Source organism: Adlercreutzia sp. CNCM I-6216 (assembly GCF_977113345.1).
Genome location: NZ_CDSBIE010000013.1, coordinates 26499 through 52464, shown reverse-complemented (window position 1 = coordinate 52464; position 25966 = coordinate 26499). Strand labels below are relative to the sequence as shown.

Below are 25966 nucleotides of genomic sequence, written 5' to 3'. Positions count from 1 at the left end.
CATGGAGCCTATCAAAAGAAATGACACCGGCGCTGCCGTCGAGGACGTGCAGACGCGCCTGGCCCGCATCGGGCACCTTCCCGAGGATGCCATCACTGGCACCTTCGACGACGCTACCGCCGCCGCATTGGCTGACTTCCTTGCCGCGTCGGCACTGCCGCCGAGTGAGGATGTGACCGAGAAGGTGTGGGCCGCTTTGGTGGATGCCACCTACAACTTGGGCGACCGCACGTTGTACTTGCGCATGCCCTACTTCCACGGTCATGACGTGCTGGAATTGCAGCAGGCGCTCGGCGCGCTCGGGTTCTTCTACGGTACACGTGACGCCATCTTCGGCGCCCATACCGAGGAGGCGCTGCGTCGCTTCCAGCTGAACCTGGGGCTGCCTTCCGATGGCATTGCCGGAGCCTACACCTACGCGGCTCTGCGCAACCTGGCCCATTCCTGGGTTGGCAAGGAGGCGACCCACGGGCCCGTGCGCCATCTGGGCTTCGCCCGCGCCGCCGACGTGCTGGAACGCAACGCCGTGTGCCTGTTCGGCACCGACGAGTTCTCCCGCGCCGTGGCTTCGCGCATGTCGAACGTGGCCCAGGCGACCAACCCGGCCTCCAAGATCATCAGCGCCGATGCGCTGTCGGTACCGCCGGATGCGTCAATGATGCTTGTGCACGTGCTGTTGGAAGCGACGGATGCCGAGGTCGGAGTGCCGCTGGTGTCCTACGAGGAGGAAGGTACGCTGGCGCTGCGTCTGGCCTCGGCCGTCGACGTGGCCCGCGATGCGAGCTGGCCCCGCGTGTCGGTGTTGCTCCCCGGCACCGTTTGGCTGGAAGCCGGCCCGGAGCGCTCCGCCCAGCATTACGCCATTACGCTGCTCGACGCCCTCTGCTCCGCGCTGCAGGAGTAGCTACTCGAACAGGTCGAGCAGCTCCTGACGGGAGTGAACGCCAAGCTTCTGGTAGATATGCTTGACGTGGGTGGCCACGGTGTTCTTCGAAAGCACCAGCTCCTCGCGGATGTAAGGTTGGCTGCGCCCGCGCGCCAGGTAGCCGAGAATTTCCGCCTCGCGGCCCGACAGACCGTGCTCCTCGGTGAGGCGCTGGCAGATGCCGTCGATGGTCGTGTCGGCGCTAGAGGTGATGCTGCCTGCCTCGCCGGGGTCATCTGGCTTGTCGATCCTGCCAATCGGCAGGACGGCCTCATTGCGCGGAGCGGTGTTGTGAGCAGCGGAGATCTCAAGCACAGAGGAGCGGTTGGTGGGGTATCCCAGCCAGGAGAGGGAAAACACGACCAAAAGACCCAGGGCGATGGCGAACAACCCCAATGGCTCGATGGAGGTCATCTCGCTCAAGGCACGCCCGGCGAGGTTGCCCGCCAGAACACCCAGCTGCAGCGACCCTTCCGCTACGCCGATGCCGAGAGCTGCTTTTGCCCCATTGCTTTTGGCCGCTGTCACCACGAAAAGCACTGCGGCGATGGTAAGCGTGGTGTCCGCAATGGCAACAAGGCTCGTGGAGAGAGCAACGGCCCACAGATCTGCCCACGGCAGGAGGGCAAGGGCGATGGCAACGAGCGGGGCAATGAGCCGAAAGAGTCCGTCGAAACTTGGACGTGCGGCGAACAGTACGATGCCGACCACGAGGGCGATGCCGCAGATTGAGCCGATGACGGTGGCGATGTCGATGCCCCAATCAATGAAGGGCGCGTCGGCGTTCGCTTGCAGCGCGCCAGAGCATCCGATGACGAAATATGAGAGGAAAAGCAGCGCGGCGATGCGGGCGAGGGTAAAGAGCGCCGGCCGGCGCAGGCCGTCTGTTGCGACGCTTGCGTTTTCAACTGGTGGAATATCTCGATAGGTGGCCAGCAGCATAAGGCCCGACGCGAGAGGCAAAGAGGCGGTCGCCAGGATGCCGACGGTGCTTGGCAAGTAGGGGAGAACCAAAGCGCAGCCGAGCATGATAAGGGAAGCAGCCGGGATGGCGACTTCGGAGCTTTCGATGTCCAGCGCTGCCAAGGCCTGTCCCCACAGTACGTAAAGAGCGCCCGTGCCGAGCCCCGTAAGCGCGCCGCTGACCACTGCTGGCGCAAGAATCCCCTCGGCGGCCGCCAGTCCCGAGAGAAGCGTTCCTGCCGCCGTTGCCACTCCCGCTGCGACGGTGAGCCAGGGGGGCGCCATGGTCTGGCGCCTCCCTAGGACGAATCCCAAAACGAAAAGCGTGAGCGTCACAACGACAGCCGAGGCGAGCCAGGAACTGTCGGCGTTGATGCCGATGCCCGCGCGCTCCGGAAAGACTGCGAAGGTCTCGAAGGATCCGTAGACCCACGCCCAGAGAAATCCGATGCCGAGATAGCGCACCTTCAGCGTCCTCTCGAGTCTCGTCAAGCTTTGTGCCGTTGCTTTCGTTTTCGGTTTCGTCACGTTCCCTCCCTGAAAGCGCTCTTGCGGAACCATCATAGGCTTCCATGGGGTCTATCACCCTCACCTATTGTAGGTGAAAACGGATGAAAACCCAGCCTTTAGGCGATGTTTGTCTATGTTGTCGGTGCCACACTGAGTCCACCTTGAAATCTCAAGGGAGGGATTTCGGCCGGGTACGTTCGGTTGCGCTCGCAGGGGATGGGCCTCTGCGACAAACAGCACCACGGCCGAAGGAGCTAAAGGAGGAACTATCATGACTGAATCTTCGCTTTCCCGCCGCTCGTTTCTGACCGGCGCCGCCGCCCTGGGGTCGCTGGCTGCTGCAGGCGCTCTGGCCGGCTGCTCCCCGAAGACGCCGGCGGAGGCGCCGACCGAGGGAGCTGCGACCGAAGAGGACACCGCCTCGGCTTCCGGCGCGCCCGACTGGCTCGGCGAAGCGCCCGCCATCAGCGATGGTGATTGCGCGGAGACCATCGAGTGCGACGTGCTCGTCATCGGCGCGGGAACGTCGGGCTATTTCGCCGCGTGCGCTGCCGCCGAGAACGGGGCCAAAACGCTGCTCATCGAGAAGTCGTCCGCCGGCAACGGCGTGCGCTCCTCGGCACTGGGCGCGGTGAACTCCCGTTTCCAGCAGGAGGTGGGCGAGGCGGCCGCCATCGATCCCATGGAGATCATGAACGACATGGATCGCTACGCCGACGGCCAGGTGCACTCGTCCCTCTACCGCAAGTGGGCCGAGAACTCCGGAGAGGCCATCGACTGGTACGCCGACGTCATCGCCAAGGACGGCCTTGAGGTTCAGCTTGAGTGGAACATGCCCAAGGGCACCTTCTACAAGGACTGGCCCACCGGCCACGGCACCAACGGTCGCGACGGTGCCGGCTACGCCGAGCGCGAGCCGCAGGTGTCCGAGTGCCTGAACAACTACCTCACCTCCTTCGACGGCTGCGAGATCCGCTTCAACACGCCCATGAAGAACCTCATCGTGGAAGACGGCAAGGTAGTGGGCGCCTATGCCGAAGGGCCGGACGGCATGATCCGCATCAATGCCGCCAAGGGCGTCGTGGTGGCCACGGGAGGCTACGCCTGCAATCAGGACATGTACCAGGCCCTGCAGCCCACGCGCTACTCGTGCCTGGGCACCTTCGACGCCTTCCCCTCCTGCACCGGCGACGGCATCAAGGCGCTTATGTGGGCCGGCGCGAAGATGGATGAGGTGCACACCTCCCTCACGTTTAACCGCTGCCTGCTGACGGCGGATCAGGAGATCGCGCATCCCTATGAGATCGGCGGCGACTCCTACGGGTACTTCTTCTACGCCTCCCAGCCCTTCCTGCGGGTCGATCCACACGGCGCGCGCTTCCACAACGAGAGCGCTCCCTACGACTACGTGATGAACGCATCGTCGAAGCGCCCTGCGGCTGAGCGTTACTGGCATCAGATCTGGGACGGCGATTGGAAGCAGTACATCCCCGTCTTCCACACGGTGGGCTGCTCCACCATCTACATGCAGCCCGAGGGCGGCAGCGACCACGACGCCTTCCCCGGGATGCTGGAGGAGTGGATCGAGCCCGAGATGGAGGCCTTCGTCGAGGCCGGCTTCATCCAGAAGGCCGATACCCTTGAGGAGCTGGCCGACAAGCTCGGCTTTACGGGCGATGACAAGCAGGTGTTCCTGGACACCTGCGCCCAGCAAACCAAGAACTACGAGGCCGGCGTCGATCCGCAGTTCGGCAAGGAGGCCTTCCGCCTGTCGGCCATCAAGACGCCGCCGTTCTACGGTTCGGTGAAGAACTGCGGCCTGACGCTGTGCACGCTGGACGGCATCCAGGTAAACGACGATCTGCAGCCCTACGGCGAGGACGGCGCCCCCATCGAGGGTGTCTATGTCGTCGGCAACGACCAGGGCTGCTACTACGCGGACACCTACCCGAACTTGGCCGCCGGCTTCAACGCCGGGCGCTGCGCCACCTTCGGCCGTATGGTCGGCAAGATGCTGGCCGAGAAGTAAGTTAGCGACTGCCATCTTCGAGACGCCGCGGCACCCGTTCCTCCCTGCGGGTGCCGCGGCTTTTTACGTTAGCGGCTGGCTTCGTTTTCGAAATCTTCCCGCCAAATGCCAGTTCGACCCCGAAATGGTCGATACGTTCGGAAGCTCTCTGCCATTACGGGCCTGAAGCGGCAGAAAAATGCCAGTTGAGGGCAGAAATGGCAGAAGGGACAGATGGAAGCCGGCCATTTCGGGGTCGAACTGGCATTTACTGCGAGAATTCCGAAAAGAGGGATGGGGAAGGGCCCGAAAAAGGCGACGAGTGCTTTTGCGTGGAAAATCTCGCACTTAGGCCCAGGGAAACCAAGTGGAAAAGCGCGCGGTGCTACAATAGCCGAGTTTGAGAGTAATGTTTATCGCGCGCAAAGGAGCATCCCTTGACTCGTCCCATGACCATGGCGGAGAAGATTCTCGCCGCCCATGCGGGGCTGGATGAGGTGGAACCGGGCCAGTTGATCGAATGCGATCTGGATCTGGTGCTCGCCAACGACATCACGGCCCCCATCGCCATCAAGACCGTTCGCGAGATCACCGACAAGGTGTTCGATCCGACTAAGATCGCCCTCGTGCCCGACCACTACACCCCCAACAAGGACATCAAGTCCGCCGAGCAAGCCAAGATCGTGCGCGATTTCGTGCGCGAGCAGGGCATCACCCACTACTACGAGGTGGGCTGCATGGGCGTGGAGCACGCGCTTCTGCCGGAGCAGGGCGTCGTGGGCGCGGGCGACCTCATCATCGGCGCCGACAGCCACACCTGCACCTACGGCGCGCTGGGCGCGTTCTCCACGGGGGTGGGCTCCACCGATGCCGGCGTGGGCATGGCCACGGGCAAGGCCTGGTTCAAGGTGCCCGAGACCATCAAGTTCGTCATCGACGGCGAGCTGGCCCCCGGCGTCACCGGCAAGGACGTCATCCTGCACATCATCGGCATGATCGGCGTGGATGGCGCCCTGTACAAGGCTATGGAGTTCACGGGCAGCGCCATCGAAAGTATGCCGATGGACGAGCGCCTCTCCATTTCGAACATGGCCATCGAGGCCGGCGGCAAAGCGGGCCTCATCCCCGTGGACGATGTGACCCGCGCCTATCTGGACGAGCGCGCCGAGCGGCCCTATACCGCCTACTACTCCGATGACGATGCGCAGTTCGCCCAGGTCGTCGAAATCGACGCCGCTGACATCGTGCCGACGGTGGCCTTCCCGCACCTGCCGAGCAACACGCGCCCGGTGGCCGAGGCTCGCGACGTGAAGATCGACCAGGCCGTCATCGGCAGCTGCACCAACGGGCGCCTCGCCGACATGCGCCAGGCCGCAGCCGTGCTCGCGGGCCGCACGGTGCATCCGGACGTGCGCTGCATCGTCATCCCCGCCACTCAGAAGGTGTACCAGCAGTGCATCGCCGAGGGGCTCATGGACATCTTCATCGACGCCCACTGCGCCGTGTCCACCCCCACCTGCGGGCCGTGCCTGGGCGGCTACATGGGCATCCTCGCTGCCGGAGAGCGCGCCATCGCCACCACCAACCGCAACTTCGTCGGCCGTATGGGCGACCCCACCAGCGAGGTGTACCTCTCCTCGCCGGCCGTGGCCGCCGCTTCGGCCGTGCTCGGCCACATCGGCCTTCCGGAAGATTTGGAAGCCGTCGCGGACGCGGCGGAGTAGGAGGAAGCTCCATGAAATTTAAGGGAACCGTGCACCGCTACGGGCGCGACATCGACACTGACGTCATCATTCCCGCCCGCTATTTGAACACTTCCGATCCGGCGGAGCTGGCGAAGCATTGCCTGGAGGATCTGGACACGGAATTTGTGAACAACGTGCAGCCCGGCGACATCATCGTGGCCGATGAGAACTTCGGTTGCGGCTCATCGCGCGAGCACGCCCCCATCGCCATCAAGGCAGCCGGGGTGGACGTGGTCATCGCCAAGAGCTTCGCGCGCATCTTCTACCGCAACGCCATCAACACGGGGTTGGCCATTATGGAATGCCCCGAGGCCGTGGACGCCATCAGCAACGGCGATGTTGTGAGCGTGGATGCCGATGCGGGCACCATCACCGACGAGACCACGGGCGAGACCTTCACGGCCCAGCCCTTCCCGCCGTTCCTCATGGAGATCATCAACGCGGGAGGCCTCGTGCCCCGCTGGCAGAAGAAGCTCGGAAAGGACGCGTAGCATGACGACTACCTACAAGATTTGCCTGCTTGCCGGCGACGGCATCGGGCCGGAGATTATTGCCGAGGGCGTGAAGGTGCTGGACGCCGTGGGTGCGAAGTACGACACCGCCTTCGAGTACACCGACGCGCTCATCGGCGGTGCGGCCATCGATGCGACAGGCGAGCCCTTGCCGACGGCGACGCTGGATGCGGCCCGCGCCTCCGACGCGGTGCTGCTGGCTGCCGTGGGCGGCCCTAAGTGGGACACCACCGATCCTGCCGCCCCGCGCCCGGAGCAGGGGCTCTTGGGCATCCGTAAGGAGCTGGGCCTGTACACCAACCTGCGTCCCGTGCAGATCTTCAACGCTCTGGCCGACGCCTCCACGCTGCGCCCGGAGATCGTCGACGGCGTGGACATGATGATCGTCCGCGAGCTCACCGGTGGCTTGTACTTCGGTCGCCGCGAGCGCTTCTACGACGAGCCGGCCGCCGGCGTGAACGGAGCGCCGGGCCAGCGCGCCTACGACACGCTGGAGTACTCCGAGTACGAGATCGAGCGCATCGCCCGCCAGGCCTTCGAAATCGCCCGCAAGCGCCGCGGCAAGGTGACGAGTGTGGACAAGGCCAACGTGCTGGAGACGAGCCGCCTGTGGCGCGAGATCGTGCATCGCGTGCACGACGCGGACTACGCCGATGTGGAGCTGGAGGACCTGCTGGTGGACAACACGGCCATGCAGCTCATCAACCGTCCCGCCGATTTCGACGTGGTGGTGACCGAGAACATGTTCGGCGACATTCTCTCTGACGAGGCCGCCCAGATCACGGGCTCGCTGGGCATGCTCGCCAGCGCTTCTTTGGGCGACGGCGTGGCCCTGTACGAGCCGAGCCACGGCAGCGCGCCGGACATCGCCGGGCGCGGTATCGCCAACCCGCTGGCACAGATCCTTTCCGTGGAGATGATGCTGCGCTACAGCTTCGGCATGGGCGAGGCCGCCGACGACATCCGCCGCGCCGTCACCGAGGTGCTGGACGCCGGTTGGCGCACCGGCGACATCAAGGACGCCGAGACCCCGGTCGACAAGGTTGTGGGCACCGCGAAGATGGGCGACTTGGTGGTCGAGCATCTGTAGCGCCTCGCCCGTTTCGTCGGCCTGTCGGCTCGCCGCCATCGCCGCTGGGATTAAACTTGCAAAACCATTGGGAAAGGGCGGCCTGCGGGGTCGTCCTTTCTGCGTTACAATACCCGAAGTTTCACTTACCAGGGCCGCAAAGCCCCGTCGACGAAAAAGGATATCACCATGGCCATTAACGCTCCCGAGGGGACTCGCGATCTTCTGCCTGACGAGGCGCTGTTCTGGAATCAGTTCAAGCAGACGGCGGCCGAGGTGTTCGGCGCCTACGGGTATTTGCCCATCGAGACGCCCATCATGGAGCAGACCGAGCTCTTCGTCCGCGGCATCGGCGAAGCGACCGATGTGGTGTCCAAGGAGATGTTCACGGCCATTTCCGGTGAGAATCTGCGTCGCTGGGTGGAAGAGGGGAAGGCCCCGAAGGCGAAGAGCCGCCTGTCCTTGCGCCCCGAGGGCACGGCCGGTGTGGTGCGCGCCGTAGTGCAGCACGATTTGGTGCCGCAGGGCGCGGCCCCGGCGAAGCTCATGTACGCAGGCCCGATGTTCCGCGCCGAGCGCCCGCAGAAGGGGCGTCAGCGCCAGTTCAATCAGGTGGGTGTGGAGTGCCTGGGCGCCGAGGAGCCTACGATCGATGCCGAGGCCATCATCATGCTCATGCGCTTTTACGAGAAGGTGGGCATCCCGCGCGATTCCATGCGCCTTCTGTTGAACTCCATGGGCTGCGAGCAGTGCCGTCCGGCCTACCGCGAGCTCGTGCGCGCCTACATGGACGAGCACGCCGACGAGCTGTGCGACACCTGCATGACGCGCGCCGAGGTGAATCCGCTGAGGGCGTTCGACTGCAAGAATCCCCAGTGCGCGGCCATTATGGCTGACGCGCCGAAGATCACCGACCACTTGTGCGACGAGTGCCGCGAGCACTACGATGCGGTGAAGGTTCTGCTCGATGGCGCCGGGGTTGTCTACGAGGAGGACTACAAGCTCGTGCGCGGCCTGGATTACTACACCCGTACGGTGTTCGAGGTGCAGGTGGACAACGGCATGGGCGCCCAGAACGCCATCGGTGGCGGCGGGCGCTACGACAAGCTGGCCGAGGAGGTGGGGGGCCGTCCCACGCCGGGTCTCGGCTTCGCGCTCGGCTTCGAGCGCTGCGTGCTGGCCCTGGAAGCGGCCGGCGTGGAATTCCCGCGGGCCCAGAAGTGCGACCTGTTCGTGGCCTGCGTCGATGATTCCGTGCGCGCCCGGGCCTTCGCGCTCGTACAGGAATGTCGCGACGCCGGCTTCACGACCGAGATGGATCACCAGAAGCGCTCGCTGAAGAGCCAGTTCAAGCTGGCCGACAAGCTGGGTGCGGCCCGCGTGGCCGTCCTCGGCCCCGACGAGTTGGATGCGGGTGAGGTGACTCTGCGCGACATGGCCACCCACACCGAGGCCAAGGTGCGCCTGGAAGAAGTCGTCGGCGAGCTAGGTCGCGCGATTTCGTAGGAACTTTCTCGTTCTGCTTTCTGGCGTCAAAGAGGGAGCTGTCGATGCGGCGATGCGTCGACAGCTTTTCCTGTTTCTTCGGGTTTGACAGCAAGTATAGCTGCAAGTATACTTGAATTGCAAGTATACAGGAGGTGCGCTATGCCGCAGTTGTCTTTGTATCTGGATGAGCCGACCATGGAAATGCTGCGCGAGAAGTCGTCTCGAGCGCATCAGTCGATGTCGAGGTACGTGACGGGGCTCATTCGCGAGAGTGGGGAAGGGCGCGGCTGGCCGTCGGGCTACTGGGATAACGTCTACGGCTGTCTGAAGGATCCGACGTTCGTCGTCCCCGAGGAAGAGGGAGACCTCGACGAGATCGTTCTGTTCGCGTAAGGGGCCGTCATGTATTTCTTCGACTCCGATGTGTGCATCGAGATCATGCGGGGCCATCTGCCGCGGGCCCAGGAGATCATGCGGAAAAGCTCGCCGGATCTGTTCGGCGTGCCGGCTATCGTCGAGGCCGAGCTGCTGTACGGGGCCGAGAACAGTAACAATCCCGAAGAGGGCCGCTATTTTGTAGAGAGCCTCTTGTCGCCGCTGCACATCATTCCCTTCGATTCCCGGTGCGCCGCCTGCTACGCGCGAGTCCGGGCCGACTTGAAGCGGCGCGGTTGCATAATCGGGCCGAACGATCTGCTGATTGCCGCGACGGCCCTTGCCCATGGCGCGACGCTCGTTTCGAACAACACGAGGGTGTTCCGGCGTGTCGAGGGATTGCTTCTGGAGTTGTGGGCGGAGGTAGACTTTTAAGGTCGCAGTGAAGAAAATCTTCAGGCCCGTGGTTTTCTTTCGGGTATTTGACGGGTTGGGTGTTGGCGCGGGGCCTTCCTGTATAGTGTCACGAAACCTTCTACGGGGCCAACGGGGCCCCAGGACGAGGTCGCCGCGCGGTGCGCTGCGGCCGATAAGAGAGGATGAGTTACGTGGCACAATCTGGTTTGGATTCGCTGCTTGAGGCGTTGCGCCAGTCGGGTATGAACACCGATGGCGTGGGCTCGGGCACCGGTGCGTCGGATTCGGCGTCGTCCGGGCCGCAGACGCCGGGTTCCGGCTCGGGCGCCGGCGCGGGAGCGTCGGGCTCGCGCGGCGGTGTGGGCGGCTTTCCCTTCGGAGGCTTCGGCGGGTTCGGGGGTGCGGGCAACGGCGGCGGTCGCGGCCATGGCGGCTCCGGCTCCGGTGACGGCGGCGATGGCGGCCATGGTGGCCCTACGGTCGATTTCGAGTTCCTCGCCAACGACTTCCACCTGCCTTCTAAGAAATGGCTGGCGCTCATCATCGTACTGGCGCTGCTCGTCATCGCCGGTGCCTACTGGTGGTTCCATCCGGCCATCAACATTCACTCCACGGACTTCTGGGGTTTCGTCTTCATCGTTATCCTGCTGCCGCTGTTCCTCGTTTTCTGGATGCGCTCCAAGCAGTACAAGACGGGCACCAAGGAAGTGACGAAAAACGAGGGCAAGGCGAAGACCTTCCGCATTCTGTCCTTCGTGCCCGTGGCCGTGGTGGCGCTCGTGGCCATTGGCGCCCTTATGTCCATGGCGATCTTCCCGGGCAATGCCGAGAAGTACTCCAACGTGCTGAAGACCGACACGCTGGAGTTTGCCCAGGACATCAAGGAAGTGAACTATTCGGAGATTCCCGTCATCGACCGCGATTCCGCCATTTTGCTGGGCAACCGCGAGATGGGCTCCATCCCCGAGTACGTCAGCCAGTTCGAGGTGTCGAACCTGTACTCGCAGATCAACTACCAGGGCACGCCGGTGCGCGTGAGCCCCTTGGGCTACGCCGACCTGTTCAAGTGGTTCACCAACCGCGAGGGCGGCATCCCGGCCTACGCGCTCGTGAACATGACCACCCAGGACGCCGAGATCGTGCGTCTGGGCGACTCGCCGATCCACTACTCGCAGTCCGAGCCGCTCGTGCGCAACATCGACCGCCACGTGCAGCTTTCCTACCCCTTCTACATGTTCGGCGAGAAGTCCTTCGAAATCGATGAGGACGGCCACCCCTGGTGGATCTGTCCCGTGAAGGACTTCACCATCGGACTCTTCGGTGGCGAGACCATCAGCCGCGTGGTGCTGTGCGACGCCACCACCGGCGAGACCCAAGACCTCGCCGTGGCCGACTGCCCCGAGTGGGTCGACCGCGTGTTCCCCGCCGAGCTGCTCATCCAGCAGTACAACTGGTGGGGCGCCTACAACAACGGCTGGCTGAACTCGTTCCTCGGCCAGGAGGGCGTGGTGCGCACGACGCCCGGCACCGACGGCACGCTGGGCTACAACTACATCGCCAAGGACGACGACGTGTGGGTGTACACCGGCGTCACCTCGGCCACGGCCGACAACTCCATCATCGGCTTCGTGCTGGTGAACCAGCGCACCCAGGAGTCGCACTTCTACAGCGTCTCGGGCGCCACGGAGGACTCGGCCATGCAGTCCGCCGAGGGCCAGGTACAGAACTTGCGCTACACCTCCACGTTCCCGCTGCTCATCAACGTGTCGAACCAGCCGACCTACTTCATGGCCCTGAAGGACGGCGCGGGCCTGGTGAAGAAGTTCGCCATGATCGACATCCAGCGCTACCAGAACGTGGCCGTGGGCGATACGGTGGCCGACACCCAGAAGGCCTACGAGGCGCTGCTCGCCACCAACGGCGTGGTGGCCGAGGGCGAGGGCGGCGCGACCGATGTGGTGACGGTGAAGGGCACCATCCGCTCCATGAATCAGGCGGTCATCGAGGGCAACACCCACTTCTACCTGACCGTGGAAGGGGAGGACGGCTCCATCTTCGATTTCGCGCTGCCGGGGCTGCTGGACATCGTCGGCTATAAGGTGGGCGACGAGATCAACTTCACCTACGTGGAAGCTGCCGGTTCCAACGTGAGCCCGGCCTATGAGATTCTGGGCGAGGGCGGCAACGCGCCGGCGACCGAGGATGCTGCGGGCAGCGGCGCGCCGGCTGGAGACGAGAACGCCTCCGGCGAGCCCGAGGACGACGTGGTGCAGCAGGACGGCGCCGCCCAGACGCCTGCCGACGTCGCCTCTGGCGAGGATACCGAGAAAGTGGCCTAGGGGCGCTTCGGGGCCAGCGTAATTCTCAAGGTTTAAAGCGAGCGGGAGCAATCTCGCTCGCTTTTTGTTTTCCCAGGTCAACGTAAAGGTTTATAGGAGGGTTTAAAGCTTTAAACTTCTTTTTTCCGCTTGGTCGATGCGTGGATTTGCCGGGGCGTCCATAGTGCGTGGTGCAGCGAGGGAGCTGCGGCGGCGAAGCGAAAAGCTTCTCCGCAAACCAACGCAGCACGGACGCTGCAACCGAGCTTTCAGAGAAGCTCGGCGTCACGAGTGAGGGAAAGGGACCCATCATGACTAACGGAATGAATGTTTCTCGCCGCGACCTGTTCAAGTTCGGCGGCCTCGCCGTCATCACCGCCGCCGGCGCCGGCGCGCTCGCGGGCTGCGCTCCCCAGCAGAAGATGGCGAGCACGGGCGCCGCCGCTGCCGAGGACGGATCTACCTACGTGGGCCCGAGCTTTTTGCAGAAGCCGGCCGAAATCACCGAGTTCGACGAGGAGCACACCTACGATGTCGTGGTCGTCGGCGCGGGCGAGTCGGGGCTTTCCGCCATGCACGCCGCCCTGGAGGCGGGCGCTACGGTGGGCGCGCTGCAGAGCCTCTCCATCGTGCAGACCGCCGGCAACATGGGCGCTTCCATCGACCTGACGAAGACGAACGAGGCCGGCATCAAGGCGGTGCTGTCCTTCATCAACTACAAGAGCGACTACCGCGCCAACCTGGGCCAGGTAGAGACCTGGGCCCGCAACTCCCAGGAGGCGCTGGCCTGGTGGGCCGAGGCTGCGGCCAAGGGCGGCAGCGAGTCGAAGCCCTACGACTACACGGTGAACTGCAACGGGCATGAGGTGTTCTTCCATGCCAACACCTACTTCCATGACGAGGGCCATCAGAAGGGCGCGCTCGTCATCGGCGACGCCGTGCAGGCCGAGGGCGCCGAGATCTTCTTCGAGACCCCCTGCGTGCAGTTGCTCGTGGAGGACGGCCGCGTGGCGGGTGCCATCGGCGAGACCAAGGACGGCGCTCACGTGCTGCTGCGTGCCAACAAGGGCGTCATCATGGCCGCCGGCGACTATGTGGGCGATTCCGAGATGCTGTACTACTACACCCCTGATGCCAAGGGCCTGCACCAGGCCGTCGACTTCCGCAACGGCACGGGCCTGAAGGCCGCCATGTGGGCCGGCGCCCAGATGTGCCCCGCCTCTCACACCAAGATGGTGCACGGCGAGGGCCCGAAGGTGCGCTTCGAGATGCCGTATTTGTTCCTCGACCGTCACGGCAAGCGCTTCATGGACGAGGGGTGCTGCCGCATGGGCTATCTGAACGAGTTCACCAACAAATACCTGGCCGAGGTCGACTTCACCGAGTCCACGGCCGCCAAGTTCTTCTCCATCGTGCCCACGAACTGGGAGGAGCACTACGATGCCTGGAAGGACTTCTCCGACATCTCCATCCACAACGCCTACCGCAACGTCGATCCCGAAGCCTGGATCAAGGGCGACACGCTGGAGGAGCTGGCCGAGGGCATGATCGCCTACGCCGACGAGGAGGGCTGGGCCCACGACTACACCGTGGAGGCCATCGTCGAGTCCATCAACCGCTACAACGAGCTGGTGGCCGCCGGCAACGGCGATGAGGACTTCGGCAAGCGCGACGAGTATATGGTGCCGATCGAGGCCCCCTGCTACGCGGTGCCGCGCGGCGCGAACAACATCGACGCCCTGGTGGACGGCCTGTGGTGCGACGGCAACTTCCAGTGCCTGGACGTCGACATGAAGCCGATCGAGGGCCTGTTCGCCGTCGGAAACGCTTCCGGTCCCTTCTTCGGCAACAGCAACTACCCCATGGACATCGAGGGCCTGTCGGTGGGCCGCGCCATCACCACCGGCTTCGCCACGGGCCGCTACGTCGCCGGCCTGTAGGTCGCAGGATTCGGCGGGAATTGCGGGACTCGACTGCCTGAGCTTTCGGGGGCCACCCCCGGGTTCTCGTGCTCGTATGTCCCGCATCGAGTTTTCCGTACCCTCCCTCTGAGCCGACGCCCCTCACCGGGCGTCGGCTTTGCTGTTTCCGTCGGGCCGGGAACATGGAAGAGGCGGGGCTTGCTTTGAGTCGGGGCTTTCCAGAAAATGCGGGGCATCTTTTCCGGGGAAAATTTCGAGTTGTTAGACATTTGCTCCCTGAAGGCAGCCTGATTTCAGCGAAAGAGGAACTCGAAAGAGGCGTTTCTGCCTTTTGAAAGGCGAAAAGCGATAGTTTGGTTCAAGCGTGAGCAGGGGCATGTCTAACAACTCGAAATTTCTGCCATAATGGGCGGGTAAGATTGACGCAAGGGTTGCAAAGGGGCTGCGAGCGTGAAAAATGAAAACGTGGAAGATCGCCGGGCGCTTTTGCGGGGCGGGCGCCGTTATGTGATGGCTTACGGGTGCGCCCGCGCTTGGGCGACGTTGACCTTCACGGGGGCAAGTGCCGGGGCGATTGGCGGCCCTGCGGGAGGCGCTGCGGGTGGCCCTGCGGGAGGCGCTGCGGTCGCAGCGGCGATTCCTTGGTCGTTCGACACTCATTTCACCTTCGATCTTGCCTATATTGTCGTGAGCATCTTGCTGGTGCTGCTGTTCCGCCGCTTCATTCCCCTCAACGAGAATCGCATGATGAAGTTCGTGTCGTTCGGGTGCATGCTCGCGGCTTCGATTGCCGTAGTCTTGGCCCCGTGGGTGCCCGAAGCGTCGTTTTCTCTGATGGTGGGAGGCTCGCTTGCTGCGGGGGTGGGATACGGCCTCTTTTTGCTGTTGGCTGCTGAGGTTCTATGCTCGTTTAGTCTGCTGCGGATTTTCCTGTTTCTGTCGGGGGCTATGCTGCTTGGGGTTGTCATCACGTTCTTCTGCCAGGGCATGGGCGTGTGGCAAGCGAGTGCGGCTTTAGTGGCGCTTCCCGTGCTTGCCTCGCTGTATCTGCATGGAGCTTATGAGCGGATTCCCGCGGCTGAACGACCCAAGCGGGGTGTGCCGAAGTTCTCCTATCCGTGGAAGCTGTTCGTGCTGTACGGCCTGTACGCCTTCGCCTATGGCATGCGCGCGAACCAGCTGGCGTGGGGCGCGGGTCGACATTCGTCGCTTTCCACGTTCATCCTCATGGCGGTGCTGTTCCTCACGGCCTACTTCGCCTCGCGCCGGTTTAACATCGGGCTTCTGTACCGGTCGCCTGTGGTGCTCATGGTGTGCGGCTTTCTTTTGGTGCCGGCCCAAAGCTTGCTCGGTGCGGCGGCGTCAAGCTATCTCATCGCCATCAGCTACTCGCTCATGTCGTTCCTCGTGGTGCTGTTGCTCTATGATATTTCCCGACGGCTTGGCGTTGCCATCGTGGTCTTCATGGCGATCAAGAACGCCGAACAACTTTTTCAAGTGGTCGGCGGCGAGGTTCCGGGGCTGCTTGCGCAAGCGGGGTTGCCTGCGGCCACTCAGGACTTTGTGGTGACGATTATCGTGGCGGTGCTCATTTTGGCGGCCACGGTGCTGCTGTTCTCCGAGAAGGAGCTGGCGAGCAAGTGGGGTGTCTCCATTCTGGAAGAGGGCGGTCTTATCGAGCGTACGGCCGAGGAGGAGCGGGTAAGCGAACGCGTGGAGGAGCTGTCCGCCACCTACCGGCTGAGCCCCCGCGAACAGGAGGTGCTGGCGCTTCTGGCCGAGGGGAAGACCGGACGCGTCATCCAGCAGGAGCTGTTCATCGCCGAGGGTACCTTCAAAGCGCACACGCGCCATATTTACGAGAAGATGGGCATCAATTCCCGCAAGGAGCTCTTCGAGCTGCTGGGCGTGTCCTCGTAGCGCACCCCTAAGGCGCCCATAGCGCATCCAAAGAATGCCATTCGGGCATGCCGCTCGCGCGGGTTTTTTGAAGAGGGGAGAAAAACCCGTTGACACGGGCGGGATTCGCTCTAGAATAGACGAGCTGCCCAAAGGTGGGCAGTGCAACGAACAGATATGTTCCGCTACTTAAGACAGCAGGTACCGAGTCTGCAACCGCCTGTGGGGCGTTCCGAAAGGGGCGACACCCGGCGCAACGGCTCGGTTTAATCGCGCAAGCGGCCCGCCGAGGTGGTCGACAGATTCGCTTCCGTGAATACGTGCGGCCTCCGTCTTATGGGCGGGGGCCGTTTTCGCTTCTCAGGCTTGCGGCCCACCCACCAAGGTGCGGAACCCGGATAAGCTTGAGAAGGAGGTGTACGTACAACATGCCCAACGCTCAGAACAAGGAGATGCTCGCCAGCATCAAGGAGGATCTCGACGGTGTTTCCGCCATGTGGGTCGTGGATTACCGCGGCCTTACCGTGAAGGAGATGCAGCAGCTGCGCCGCGACATTCGCGAGACCGGCTCGGTGATGAAGGTCTACAAGAACACGCTGGTTCACCTGGCGCTCGCTGAGGCCGAACTGCCGACGCTCGACGATATGCTCGCCGGCCCCAGCGCGTTCGTGTTCTCCGGCAACGACGTGGCCGCATCGGCTAAGGCCCTGAAGACCTTCGCTAAGGCCAACGAGAACCTTGAGATCAAGGGCGGCCTGATGGAAGGCGCTGCCGTGTCGGCCGCAGAGGTGGAGGCCATCGCTTCTCTGCCCTCTCGCGAGCAGCTCATGGCTCAGATCGCCGGTGCCATCTCCGGCGTCGCTCGCGGTCTGGCTACCACCATCAACGGTGTGCCGCGCGGTTTGGCCCAGGTCGTCAAGGCCGTGGCCGAGCAGAAGGAAGCTGCCTAACAGCTCGGGCGGCCTGAGACGGGTCGCGTAACGCAAGAAGAAATAACGGTCGGCGCGAAGAGGTGCCGGCCCCCTTTGAAAGGAAACTAACATGGCTGTTACTCGTGAAGAGATCATTGAGGCTTTGAAGGAGATGTCCCTGCTCGAGGCTTCCGAGCTCGTGAAGGACATCGAGGAGACCTTTGGCGTGTCCGCCGCCGCTCCGGTGGCCGTGGCCGCCGCTGCTCCGGCTGAGGGTGGCGCTGCCGCCGAGGAGAAGTCCGACTTCGACGTCGTGCTCGAGGGCTTCGGCGACAACAAGATCGCCGTCATCAAGGTTGTCCGCGAGATCACCGGCCTGGGCCTGAAGGAGGCCAAGGAGGTCGTCGAGGGCGCTCCGAAGCCGGTGGCCGAGGGCGTTGCCAAGGACAAGGCCGAGGAGATCAAGGGCAAGCTGGAGGAAGCCGGCGCCGCTGTGACCCTGAAGTAAATTCGCTTTCGCGAATACTTCTTCAGCCGATAAGGCTTTGCGAGACCCCCGTCTTGTGCGGGGGTCTTTTTGCGTTTGGGATGCGGTGTCGGCTTTTGAGCGCTGGCCAAGGCGCGGTTTTACCAGCTTAGCCGAGCCACGCTTCCAGGGACTCTATGTCGCGGCGGGCCTGGGCCTGGCCGGCTTCGTAGGAGCGCACGAGGGCGTCGTAGTCGGTGGTCTTGTTGGTGACCTCCATGGCATCGGGATAGAACACCCAGGCGGCGCCGGTTGCCTCCAAGCACTCGATCTCGTCGCAGAGCTCGTTGTAGGGCTGCCAGCGGGCGATGGTGCGCTCGGTCACCACGGGGTGCTTGCGGAAGGCGGCGCGGAAGAGGCGCTGCTCAAGGGCGCTCATGGGCTTCTTGCGGTACCCGCGCGGCTGAGTGCGGATGATGCAGAAGCGCGTAAAGCCGTCGGCGCGCGCGGCATTCAGCAGGATGCCCCAGCTGTCTCCCATGCCCCCGTCCACGTAGGTGCGATTACCGATGGTGGTGGGCGGCATGAAGATGGGCATGGTGGACGATGCGCGCACCATGAGCCCCACGTCGCGGGCCTCTCTCATGTCGGCCTTCGTGAAGGCCACGGTCTCGCCGGTATCCCAGTCCAGGGCCTCGATGTGCACGTCGGCAGGGTTGGCGCGGAAGGTGTCCCAGTCGAAGCGCATGGGGTCGCCGGCGGGCGCGGTCTCGATGAGCTCCTCGTACAGGTAGGGTCCGTTGAAGTAGCCGTGGCCGGCAAGGAAGCTCTTCCAGCCGCCGAAGCGCGGGTACTGCACCAACTCCACGAAGCTGGCCCGGGCGCGCACGGCGTCGCGCACGAGATAGTTCACCGTGTGGCTGGACCCGGCCGAGATGCCGTAGACGCGCCCGAAGTTGATGTTGCGCGCGAGCAGCTCCACCACCACCGGCGCCGTATAGCTGTTGCGCATCCCGCCGCCCTCGAAAATGAGCGCCACATCGGGCTGGTTGATGGCAAGGTCGTTATTCATGGGAGATCCCTTCCGTAGCGTGAAGCAAGATGGTGGAGCCGGCGGCTGGAATGCGCTCGATCCGTCCTTGGGCCACGAGGGCGTTCACGGTGCTGCTCAGTTTCTTTGAGATGGAGCGATAGCCCAGGGCATGGGCGAGTTGAGTCAGAGTAAGGTCCTCGTCCTTCAGCACATCGATCAGCGCGTCCGTGTAGGCGGCGGCCTTCACGTTGCTTGCAGGTGCTTTCGGCAGAAAATCCGGGTGCACGGGGATGGTCACCGACAGGTACCCGCGCATCTCGTCGGTGTCGAAGCCGAGATCTCCCGACCCGTTCTCTTCGAGCGCCCGATAGGCGGTGGGGAAACCGGTGTTGCGCCCCTCGATGAGCCGGAGCTCTTTGAGGAAGTCGCCGATGCGCCGGTTGCGGTAGCTGCGTGCCCTAAACTGCCTCTCTTCAATATCTTCCCGCGTGATGCTGCGGTCGAATCCAGGGAAGCTGGTGACCTCGATGGCCTCCGGGGTAATGCGCACTGTGATGGGTTCGTTCACCTGGTAGGAGCGGTGGTAGACCGCGTTGGCGAGAATCTCCTCTATGGCAGCATAGGGGTAGTTGAACGTGCGCACGGCCTCGGCTTCATCGGGGCGTTTCTCCACCCGCGTTTCGATGACGCTGTTTCTGATGTAGGCCAGCGCGTCGCGTAGCTGCCGCTGAATGGGTCCTGTGAACACCATTTCGGTCATGCCCTGGCCCGTGGGGTCGGGCAGAGAGACCACCTCGATGCGCGCATAGCGGAAAAAACGCTCAGGATACTCGGTGAACATGAGGATGCCCACGTTAAGGGGATGCAAATCTTCGGGCGGTCCCGCAACAAGCTGCATATCCCGGGCGATAGCCAGCGCCTCGCGGCTTTCCGACTGCTCGTAGAGGTTGCTGCCGACGCGCGAGAGGTGATCGCGCATGAGACCCAAGTCGAGCTCGTCCACCGATGCGAGCAGGTTCGGCCGATCGTCGAAGGGAATGTCGGTGGAAACGTAGAACAACTCCTTCTCCTCGTTGGGCGATGCGACGACCGTGCTGCTCAGACGGCGGATATAGTACAGCTTGGCGGAGCCGGCGGAGAACACGTCCTTCGACGCCTTGTAGGGACGTCCGTGGCCGCCAGGAACCCAGATGACGATAATATGCGCTCCCTGGAAGAAAACAGGCTCCGCTATGGGGTAGTACAAAGGCTCGATGCAGTGGCACAGGCCAATGAGACGCTTCAGGATGCCGTCAATTTCGTTTTGGGGGATGCCCTTCGGAGGCAGCACGGGCACACCATCTTGCTCCTCAACGCCCAGGACAAGGTAGCCGCCGCCGATGTTGTCGATGTCGTTGGCGAAGGCGCATATGGTGTGAATGATGGGATTGGGGTTGAATCCCGCTTTCAACTCGATGCGCGTCGATTCAACAACGCGACTGTTGAGCAGGTCATCAATGTTGACAGGTATGGCCATGGCACCCTCCTTGAAGATCTACCTGGCATTATGCACCGACTCGACAGGCTCGACAAGTGGTTTGTCGAGGACTCGACAAAATTTCATCGAGGACTCGACGGAAGGCTATCGAGCCTGTCGAGCGAGTGCTTACATCCATTGGCAAATGCCAGGCGGCCCCCGCAGAACAACGATGCGGAGGCCGTCGGATAATGGCAGGCGAGAGGGAGGGGACTCGCCCGCCCGTTGTATGCGGCAGAGGCTAGACCGTGTGAGAGTCGATCTCCATGAGCACGCCGGTTACCTCCGCGAATCCGTAGGCATCGCCGATGTAGCGGGCTGCGTTCTCGCCGGCTAGGCGGCCAGACGTCTGGTTCCAGCCTTGGGCAATGCCCGGGAACACCGTGTAGTTGTTCTCAGGTGTGAGCAGCACGCCGCCCGAATCGTTGCCAATGGCGTATAGGCCGTTGATGGGGGTAGTGTGGTCGTCTTTGAGCACCCGGATGTCCGGGTCGGCATCGAGGCCGCCGATAGTGGAGAAAGCCACGTTCATGATCTTCACCGCGTAGAAGGGGCCGTCATCGTAGGCGACCATGAACTCGGGGGCCTTCCCGAAGGCTGCGTCCTCGCCGGCGGCGCAGGCGGCGTTGTAGTCGGCCACCGTGGTCTCCAGGGCGGCGGCTTCTACGCCGATTTGCGCAGCCAGGTCAGCGAGGGTGTCGCCCTTCCACATCATGTCGGCTTCCATGGTGTGGGTGAGGATGTCGTTCATCTCGGGAATGGGCAGCTCGTCGGGGACGCCGCCGCGAGACACGTAGCCCTCCCAACGAGGGATGGTGGTGAAGCCGTTGGCGGAAATTTCATCGGCCTGGGACTGCGTGAACAGCGAGTAGAAGTACGGGCCTGTGATGTAGGAGTTGAAGGACTGGCCTTTGATGTCAGGTGCGAAGGACATGAGCGTCGCCTCATTGCCGAAACGCTTGCCTGCTGTGTCGATGGCGATGGAGTCGCCGCGCAGGCCGAGGCCCAGGGGCACGTCGTCGAGCGTCCAGGTGGCGTAGCGGCCAGTACGACCTACGAGCTTGCTCTCGTCTTGGTTGATCTCGTACTTGTTCAGGTAGTGGGGAAGACCTAGGTGCATGATGATGGGGGACATGTCTGCGTTCCAGGTGCCGGCGCCGATATTCAGGGCAGCCTGCATCATGAGGCCCGTATCGGTGCCGAAGCCCAGATTCTTGTGTATGCCAGACCAGCGCGGATCCAGCAAGCTGTCCATTAGCTCGGGGTTATTGCCAAAGCCGCCACAACCCATGATGACGGCTTTGGCGTTAATGGTGTACTCCTGGTCCGTTACCACGTTGCGCGCCTTCACGCCTTTGACGGTGCTGGTGGCCTCATCGTAGATGAAGTCGTAGGCTTCGGTTTCCAGCATGTAGTCGGCGCCCTGGGCGCAGGACTTGGAGAGAATGCCCTTGTAGTAGCCATCGAGCATCGTGCGGCGGTCTTCGTAGGTGCCCATGTCGATGTTGGAGGAGAGAGCGGTATTGAACTCCAGCAGGCCGCCGGCCACATCCGACAGGGAGTGCATGGTTCCATAGTGCCAGCCGTGCTCGACGAGCCAGTCGATGGTGTCGCCCGACTTCTCGATGAACATGTCGATGACGTCTTCCTTGGCGCGGACATTGCCCTCCGCGTCGGTGACGGACTCGATCCACATCTTCTTGTATGCTGCCGGATCGATGAACAGCTCGCCGTTGTTGTGGGTCTCGATGTAGCGCTTCGGATTCACCGACTGGGCCTCGTGGGCGAGGGCGGAGCGACCGCCGTATTTGCCGGCCTTGTCGATGGCGAGCACGCTGACGCGCTTGTCTCCATTCAGAGACATGATGGTCTCGACGGCGTTGCACATGGCGATCATGCCACCGGTACTCATGCCTACGATAAGCAGGTCGGTGTCAATCGTCTCGGGTTCGCCGGCCTCAAATTCGACGTCTTGATGGAAGTGGTCGATGGCGGACTCATCGGAGCCGCCCGCAGCAAGGGCCTCCTTCAGGCAGTCCTCGACGGATTGCAGCACCGACATGGAAGACATGGTGGCGCCAGCGATGACGTCCACATCGAGCGATTGGGATTCAATGATGCGGGGGAACAGCTTCTCCTTGACACTTTCCAGCACGACTTCGGTCTCACCATGGTCGAAGCGATACTCGGGCACCTCAATCTTGAGAAGAGCGGTTTCGTTGACGGTAATGGTGACCGGCAAGTTCCAAATCTGCCATGCACCTGGATGCCCTTCGGTGGAATACGTCCCCGGCTTCATGGTGATACTGGCACTCCCACTCGTATTGGCCGTGGGTGTTTTGCCCTGGGGCGCGCACCCGGCCAGGCTTGCGCTGAGCGCCGCAGCGCCGGCTACGCCTGCAACTCCCGAGAGAAACGAGCGGCGGCTGAGCGAGTCGGTCGTTCCCCTTGCGATGTTCTGATTCTGCTTGTCCATGATCCCTCCTGTTGTATCATGGGCCCGTGCTTTGGGCTCCTATTGGCTGGACGAGATGAATCCTAGGGGGCACCGGGGCCGCTGACTATCGTGGCAAGTGGGGTAAATCGTCGTTTCGGGGTACCCTGTTTGCTAGGATTTTGGCCGGGAACCGGCTGTTCCTAAGGCCTTTTCGAGAACAGGACTCTTTTTCTTGGTAGAATTTCCGCGCAGTAGTGCCGCAGTAATAGGCGAGGGCTGTCGGTCGTAGGAGGGTAGCAGTATGACATTCAAACACTGTGCCGAGATACCGCTGTCCACTTACGGCTTCACGTTTTGGTGGGGGTGGATATTCCTTGTCATCTTCAGCCCGAGTGGAATAAGCGAGGGGTTTGCCGCTGCGGGGTCGCAGACGGTGTGGGTCGCATCCATGCTGTCGACGGCTGTGGGTTTCGCGCTGCTCTATGGTTTGAAGGGGTCGGTCTATGCGAGATTATGGAGCCGCGCGGTTCGGTGGGGCGTCACCGTCGTCATGGTGGCATCGACGGTTCTTCTGACATGGTCGATTGCCATGCCCGAAACAGCGGGATGGGCTGTCTTAGCTGGCTCCACCCTCGGAGGCTTGACCCTGGCCTATTTTGCGTTGCCGTGGGCTCGACAGCTTTCCATGCTGGGCGCCAAGCAGTCTCAGGTCGCTCTCTTGCTTTCTTTTCTGGGCGCTGTGCTGCTCTACTTTCTGCTCAGTCGCGTGCCTGACGGTGTGCGGATGGGCGTCGTAGCGATTTTCCCCGTGGTTCTGGGCGTTGCCATGGGCCGTTTGTCCGCTGCCGTTGGCGAACAAGATCACTCGAGCGATGGGCGAGCATGGAAGCACAACGACAAGCAGCTGTTCATCCGCCTTAGTGCTGTGGCGGCTCTGTCTTCGTTCATGTTCTGCATATTTCGCGAGTTGTTGCCGTTTCAAACAAGGCTGGAAGCGGCCCAGTCTGCCGATATCGTGTTCGCGCTTAGCGCGGGGCTGGGTATTCTGCTGCTTTTGATAAGCCTGGCGATGGGGGAGGGCATCGACTTCTCGCTTCTGTTCAAGGTCGCCCTGCCTTTGGTGGTGCTCGGAGCCTTGGTGTTCTCGGTTATCGACCGCGAGGACAGCGTGCTGGCCATAGCATCCATCATGACGGGCACGCGATGCGCCTCGCTGCTGTTCTGGGCGAGTTTCATCGCGCTAGCCTCGCGAAATGGCGGCGCATGGAGAATCGTGTTCTGTGTTGGATTCATGTTCTCCTATTTCGGCGGCGCTGCTGGTGCGGCCAGCGGAATCGCACTGCGGGAGCTTCATTTGGCAGGGGCTCTCAGCCTGACGACGCTTTCCATCGTCGCTGTGCTTGCCATGGTGCTGTCCGTGGGGTGGTTGGTGACCGTTTCCGGTTCGCCTGGCGTGCAGGATGAGAATGAAGAAAAGTTGGTCAAATCGCCTAATGGCCATCACGCCGATCGGCTTCGGACGATTGCGGAGTAGGGCGGCTTAACGAAGCGCGAGACGGAGATTCTGGAGATTATCGCCCAGGGTCGCACGCTTCCCTATGTGGCCGAGAAGCTCTACATTGCCCCGACCACGGTGCAGACTCATGTGAAGCATATCTACAAGAAGTTGGGCGTGCACAACAGACAGGAGTTGCTGGATTTCTTGGAAGCCTCGGTGGAGTAAGCCGCTAGGAGCAAAAGAAAGGCGCAAATTGCTCTGCGCCTTTCATGGGGAGGGGATAGGGGTCTTTTATGCGCCAAGGGCGTTTTTAGCGGCCAGGCGCGCGAAGGTGACAGTGCGTCCGCAGTTCAAGCCGCCGTAGTACCACGGATAGCTCATGCCGTAGAAACCGCCCTGATCGTTGCCGGCCAGATAAAGGCCCTCGATGGGATAGCCGTTCTCGTCAATGGCATTGATATTCTCGTTGATGCGTACGCCGTCCAGGGTGCAAATAGACGAGCCGGTCAGCTGAATAGCGTAGAACGGACCACTTTCCACTGCCTTCATGCGACGGGCAAGTTTTCCGAAGTCTTCATCGACGCCCTTGCGACACAGCTCGTTGTAGCGCTCGATAGACTTCTTGAACTGCGCAACATCTAGTCGATCGTCCTGGGCCTTCATGGCTTCGGCCAACTCATCGAGGGTGGCGGCCTGAATCATCACGCCTCGCTCGATGTTGGGGCCGATATACTCACTGTAGAACTCCTCCTTGCTATGCATCACGAGTTCGGAGTTGACTGCTCCCGCCTTGGGATACATGCGGGAGCAGATGGTGGTGCCATAGGACTCTATGGCCTCCCAGAAGTTATCATCGAAGATGTTCCACCAAACGTGTCCGGGGCACAGCGATCCGGCGTATGCACCGTAGTCATAGGGCGTGTCCTCATTACAGAAACGGTTTCCGAAGCAGTCGAGCTTTAGCCAAGGCTGGCTACCCGGACGCCAGTTGCCGCCCGTGAGAATGCCGCGGTCGGAGTCCATCCACCAATGCACGTCCGACAGCGCCGCGCCGGCCCACAGAGCCATTTGGATACCGTCGCCCGTGCAGCCGGGTGCCACAGGGGCGGCCGCTATGGAACTAGCATTCTGCGCGGGGTTGAGATCTTCGCGCATTTCGTCATTAGCGATATAGCCGCCCGTGCACAAGACGACGCCCTTCGAAGCTATGCACTCGATGTATCCGTTTGCCCCTTCGGCGATAAGGCCGGTCACGCGGCCGCTATCGTCTTTGATGAGCTGCACGGCGCGGGTGTGGTCGCGATAGTCAAGACCGTTGGCGATGGCCAAGTCGAGCAGCACGCGGTTCGAATAGTGAAGACCGGACTCGTTGGGGCCCATTTCGGTGGGTGTGCCAAGAATGGGCACGTGGGCAATGGAGGGGCTCATGTGAGCGCCGCCCGTGTCCTTCTGGTCCAGCTCAATCATGACGCTCATGGTGCCGTCGGAGGTGCAGCGGTCGAGATACCACTCAACAGCCTCCGGGCTCTTGTCGTACCAGAGCTGAATGAGCCGCTGGTCGGCGCGATAGTTCGCATGCCACATGAGGTCGTTCACAATGGCGGCACGGTCGTAGGTGATGCCTTCGTCAAGGTAGTATTTGGTGTTGACGGCGCCAATCCAGTGCGCACCGGGAGCCAGACCCTCGTCTTTCTCCAGAAGAAGCACCTTGGCACCCTCTTCCACGCCCGTGAGGGCGGCTGTGATTCCTCCCAGGCCGGCACCTACCACCACAAGATCTACTTCCACGGTCGAGGTGATCTGTGCGTTATCGATAGGGGCTGGCGCATCGCGCCACGAACTGCCGGTTTCGGCTATAAGGGAATTTCCGTCCATCTGCTTAACCTGGGGCTGTGCACAGCCGAGCAGGGTTGCGCCGGCGGTTGCCATGGCGCCGGTGGCTGCACCTTTGATA

Annotated in this window: 19 protein-coding genes and 1 pseudogene; 15 read left to right on the top strand and 5 right to left on the bottom strand. The window is 62.5% G+C overall.

Annotated features, from left to right (window positions below; all coding sequences use genetic code 11):
- Window position 1: 1 nt before the first annotated feature.
- The gene (locus ACYVRU_RS10415; protein ID WP_302011352.1) at window positions 2–904 is read left to right on the top strand and encodes a peptidoglycan-binding domain-containing protein; all 903 of its coding nucleotides are present in this window, start codon (window positions 2–4) and stop codon (window positions 902–904) included.
- Here ACYVRU_RS10415 and ACYVRU_RS10410 read toward each other — a convergent pair whose 3' ends face one another.
- Entirely contained in the window at window positions 905–2380 is a 1476-nt protein-coding gene (locus ACYVRU_RS10410; protein ID WP_418914852.1) for a helix-turn-helix transcriptional regulator, read from the bottom strand.
- Window positions 2381–2669: 289 nt separating this feature from the next.
- Here ACYVRU_RS10410 and ACYVRU_RS10405 point away from each other — a divergent pair, with 289 nt between their 5' ends.
- From ACYVRU_RS10405 to rplL, 12 genes are all read left to right on the top strand, one after another.
- On the top strand, window positions 2670–4427 hold the full coding sequence (locus ACYVRU_RS10405; RefSeq protein WP_461186114.1) for an FAD-dependent oxidoreductase: 1758 nt from the start codon (window positions 2670–2672) through the stop codon (window positions 4425–4427).
- 416 nt (window positions 4428–4843) lie between these two features.
- Window positions 4844–6130 (top strand): 3-isopropylmalate dehydratase large subunit, encoded by a 1287-nt coding sequence (leuC, locus tag ACYVRU_RS10400; protein WP_117284323.1) that lies wholly within the window; start codon window positions 4844–4846, stop codon window positions 6128–6130.
- An 11-nt stretch (window positions 6131–6141) separates the two neighbouring features.
- Window positions 6142–6642 (top strand): 3-isopropylmalate dehydratase small subunit, encoded by a 501-nt coding sequence (locus tag ACYVRU_RS10395; protein WP_161127595.1) that lies wholly within the window; start codon window positions 6142–6144, stop codon window positions 6640–6642.
- A gap of 1 nt (window position 6643) precedes the next feature.
- Window positions 6644–7753 (top strand): 3-isopropylmalate dehydrogenase, encoded by a 1110-nt coding sequence (gene leuB, locus ACYVRU_RS10390; protein WP_161127596.1) that lies wholly within the window; start codon window positions 6644–6646, stop codon window positions 7751–7753.
- A 168-nt stretch (window positions 7754–7921) separates the two neighbouring features.
- A complete protein-coding gene (gene hisS / locus ACYVRU_RS10385; protein WP_173114222.1) occupies window positions 7922–9238 on the top strand; it encodes a histidine--tRNA ligase in 1317 nt (438 codons plus the stop codon).
- Between the two features lie 141 nt (window positions 9239–9379).
- Complete coding sequence (locus ACYVRU_RS10380; protein ID WP_022740633.1) at window positions 9380–9613, top strand: hypothetical protein; 234 nt, start codon at window positions 9380–9382, stop codon at window positions 9611–9613.
- Between the two features lie 9 nt (window positions 9614–9622).
- The gene (locus ACYVRU_RS10375) at window positions 9623–10030 is read left to right on the top strand and encodes a type II toxin-antitoxin system VapC family toxin (protein WP_157012433.1); all 408 of its coding nucleotides are present in this window, start codon (window positions 9623–9625) and stop codon (window positions 10028–10030) included.
- Window positions 10031–10254: 224 nt separating this feature from the next.
- A complete protein-coding gene (locus ACYVRU_RS10370) occupies window positions 10255–12351 on the top strand; it encodes a Tat pathway signal sequence (protein ID WP_407925158.1) in 2097 nt (698 codons plus the stop codon).
- Between the two features lie 290 nt (window positions 12352–12641).
- Complete coding sequence (locus ACYVRU_RS10365; RefSeq protein WP_461186113.1) at window positions 12642–14270, top strand: FAD-binding protein; 1629 nt, start codon at window positions 12642–12644, stop codon at window positions 14268–14270.
- 432 nt (window positions 14271–14702) lie between these two features.
- Window positions 14703–16172 (top strand): helix-turn-helix transcriptional regulator, encoded by a 1470-nt coding sequence (locus ACYVRU_RS10360; RefSeq protein WP_114549282.1) that lies wholly within the window; start codon window positions 14703–14705, stop codon window positions 16170–16172.
- Between the two features lie 407 nt (window positions 16173–16579).
- Complete coding sequence (rplJ, locus tag ACYVRU_RS10355; protein ID WP_114539434.1) at window positions 16580–17101, top strand: 50S ribosomal protein L10; 522 nt, start codon at window positions 16580–16582, stop codon at window positions 17099–17101.
- A gap of 91 nt (window positions 17102–17192) precedes the next feature.
- Complete coding sequence (gene rplL, locus ACYVRU_RS10350; RefSeq protein ID WP_135970084.1) at window positions 17193–17570, top strand: 50S ribosomal protein L7/L12; 378 nt, start codon at window positions 17193–17195, stop codon at window positions 17568–17570.
- Window positions 17571–17697: 127 nt separating this feature from the next.
- Here the strand turns inward: rplL and ACYVRU_RS10345 are convergent, their stop codons facing one another.
- The 3 genes from ACYVRU_RS10345 to ACYVRU_RS10335 form a co-directional block, all read right to left on the bottom strand.
- Window positions 17698–18600, bottom strand: coding sequence for a patatin-like phospholipase family protein (locus tag ACYVRU_RS10345; protein ID WP_461186112.1), 903 nt, complete (start codon window positions 18598–18600; stop codon window positions 17698–17700).
- Window positions 18593–20077: an RNA-binding domain-containing protein gene (locus ACYVRU_RS10340; RefSeq protein WP_461186111.1), complete on the bottom strand. Its 1485-nt coding sequence runs from the start codon at window positions 20075–20077 to the stop codon at window positions 18593–18595. Before ACYVRU_RS10340 ends, ACYVRU_RS10345 begins: the two co-directional genes overlap by 8 nt.
- Before the next feature lie 241 nt (window positions 20078–20318).
- Window positions 20319–22553 (bottom strand): FAD-binding protein, encoded by a 2235-nt coding sequence (locus ACYVRU_RS10335; protein WP_461186110.1) that lies wholly within the window; start codon window positions 22551–22553, stop codon window positions 20319–20321.
- A 262-nt stretch (window positions 22554–22815) separates the two neighbouring features.
- Between ACYVRU_RS10335 and ACYVRU_RS10330 the strand changes: the two genes are divergently transcribed.
- Window positions 22816–24048, top strand: coding sequence for a hypothetical protein (locus tag ACYVRU_RS10330; RefSeq protein ID WP_461186109.1), 1233 nt, complete (start codon window positions 22816–22818; stop codon window positions 24046–24048).
- Window positions 24049–24066: 18 nt separating this feature from the next.
- Window positions 24067–24237, top strand: a pseudogene (locus ACYVRU_RS10325) (response regulator transcription factor); the annotation flags it as partial.
- Between the two features lie 66 nt (window positions 24238–24303).
- Here ACYVRU_RS10325 and ACYVRU_RS10320 read toward each other — a convergent pair.
- The gene (locus tag ACYVRU_RS10320; protein ID WP_461186108.1) at window positions 24304–25800 is read right to left on the bottom strand and encodes an FAD-dependent oxidoreductase; all 1497 of its coding nucleotides are present in this window, start codon (window positions 25798–25800) and stop codon (window positions 24304–24306) included.
- Between the last annotated feature and the right edge of the window lie 166 nt (window positions 25801–25966).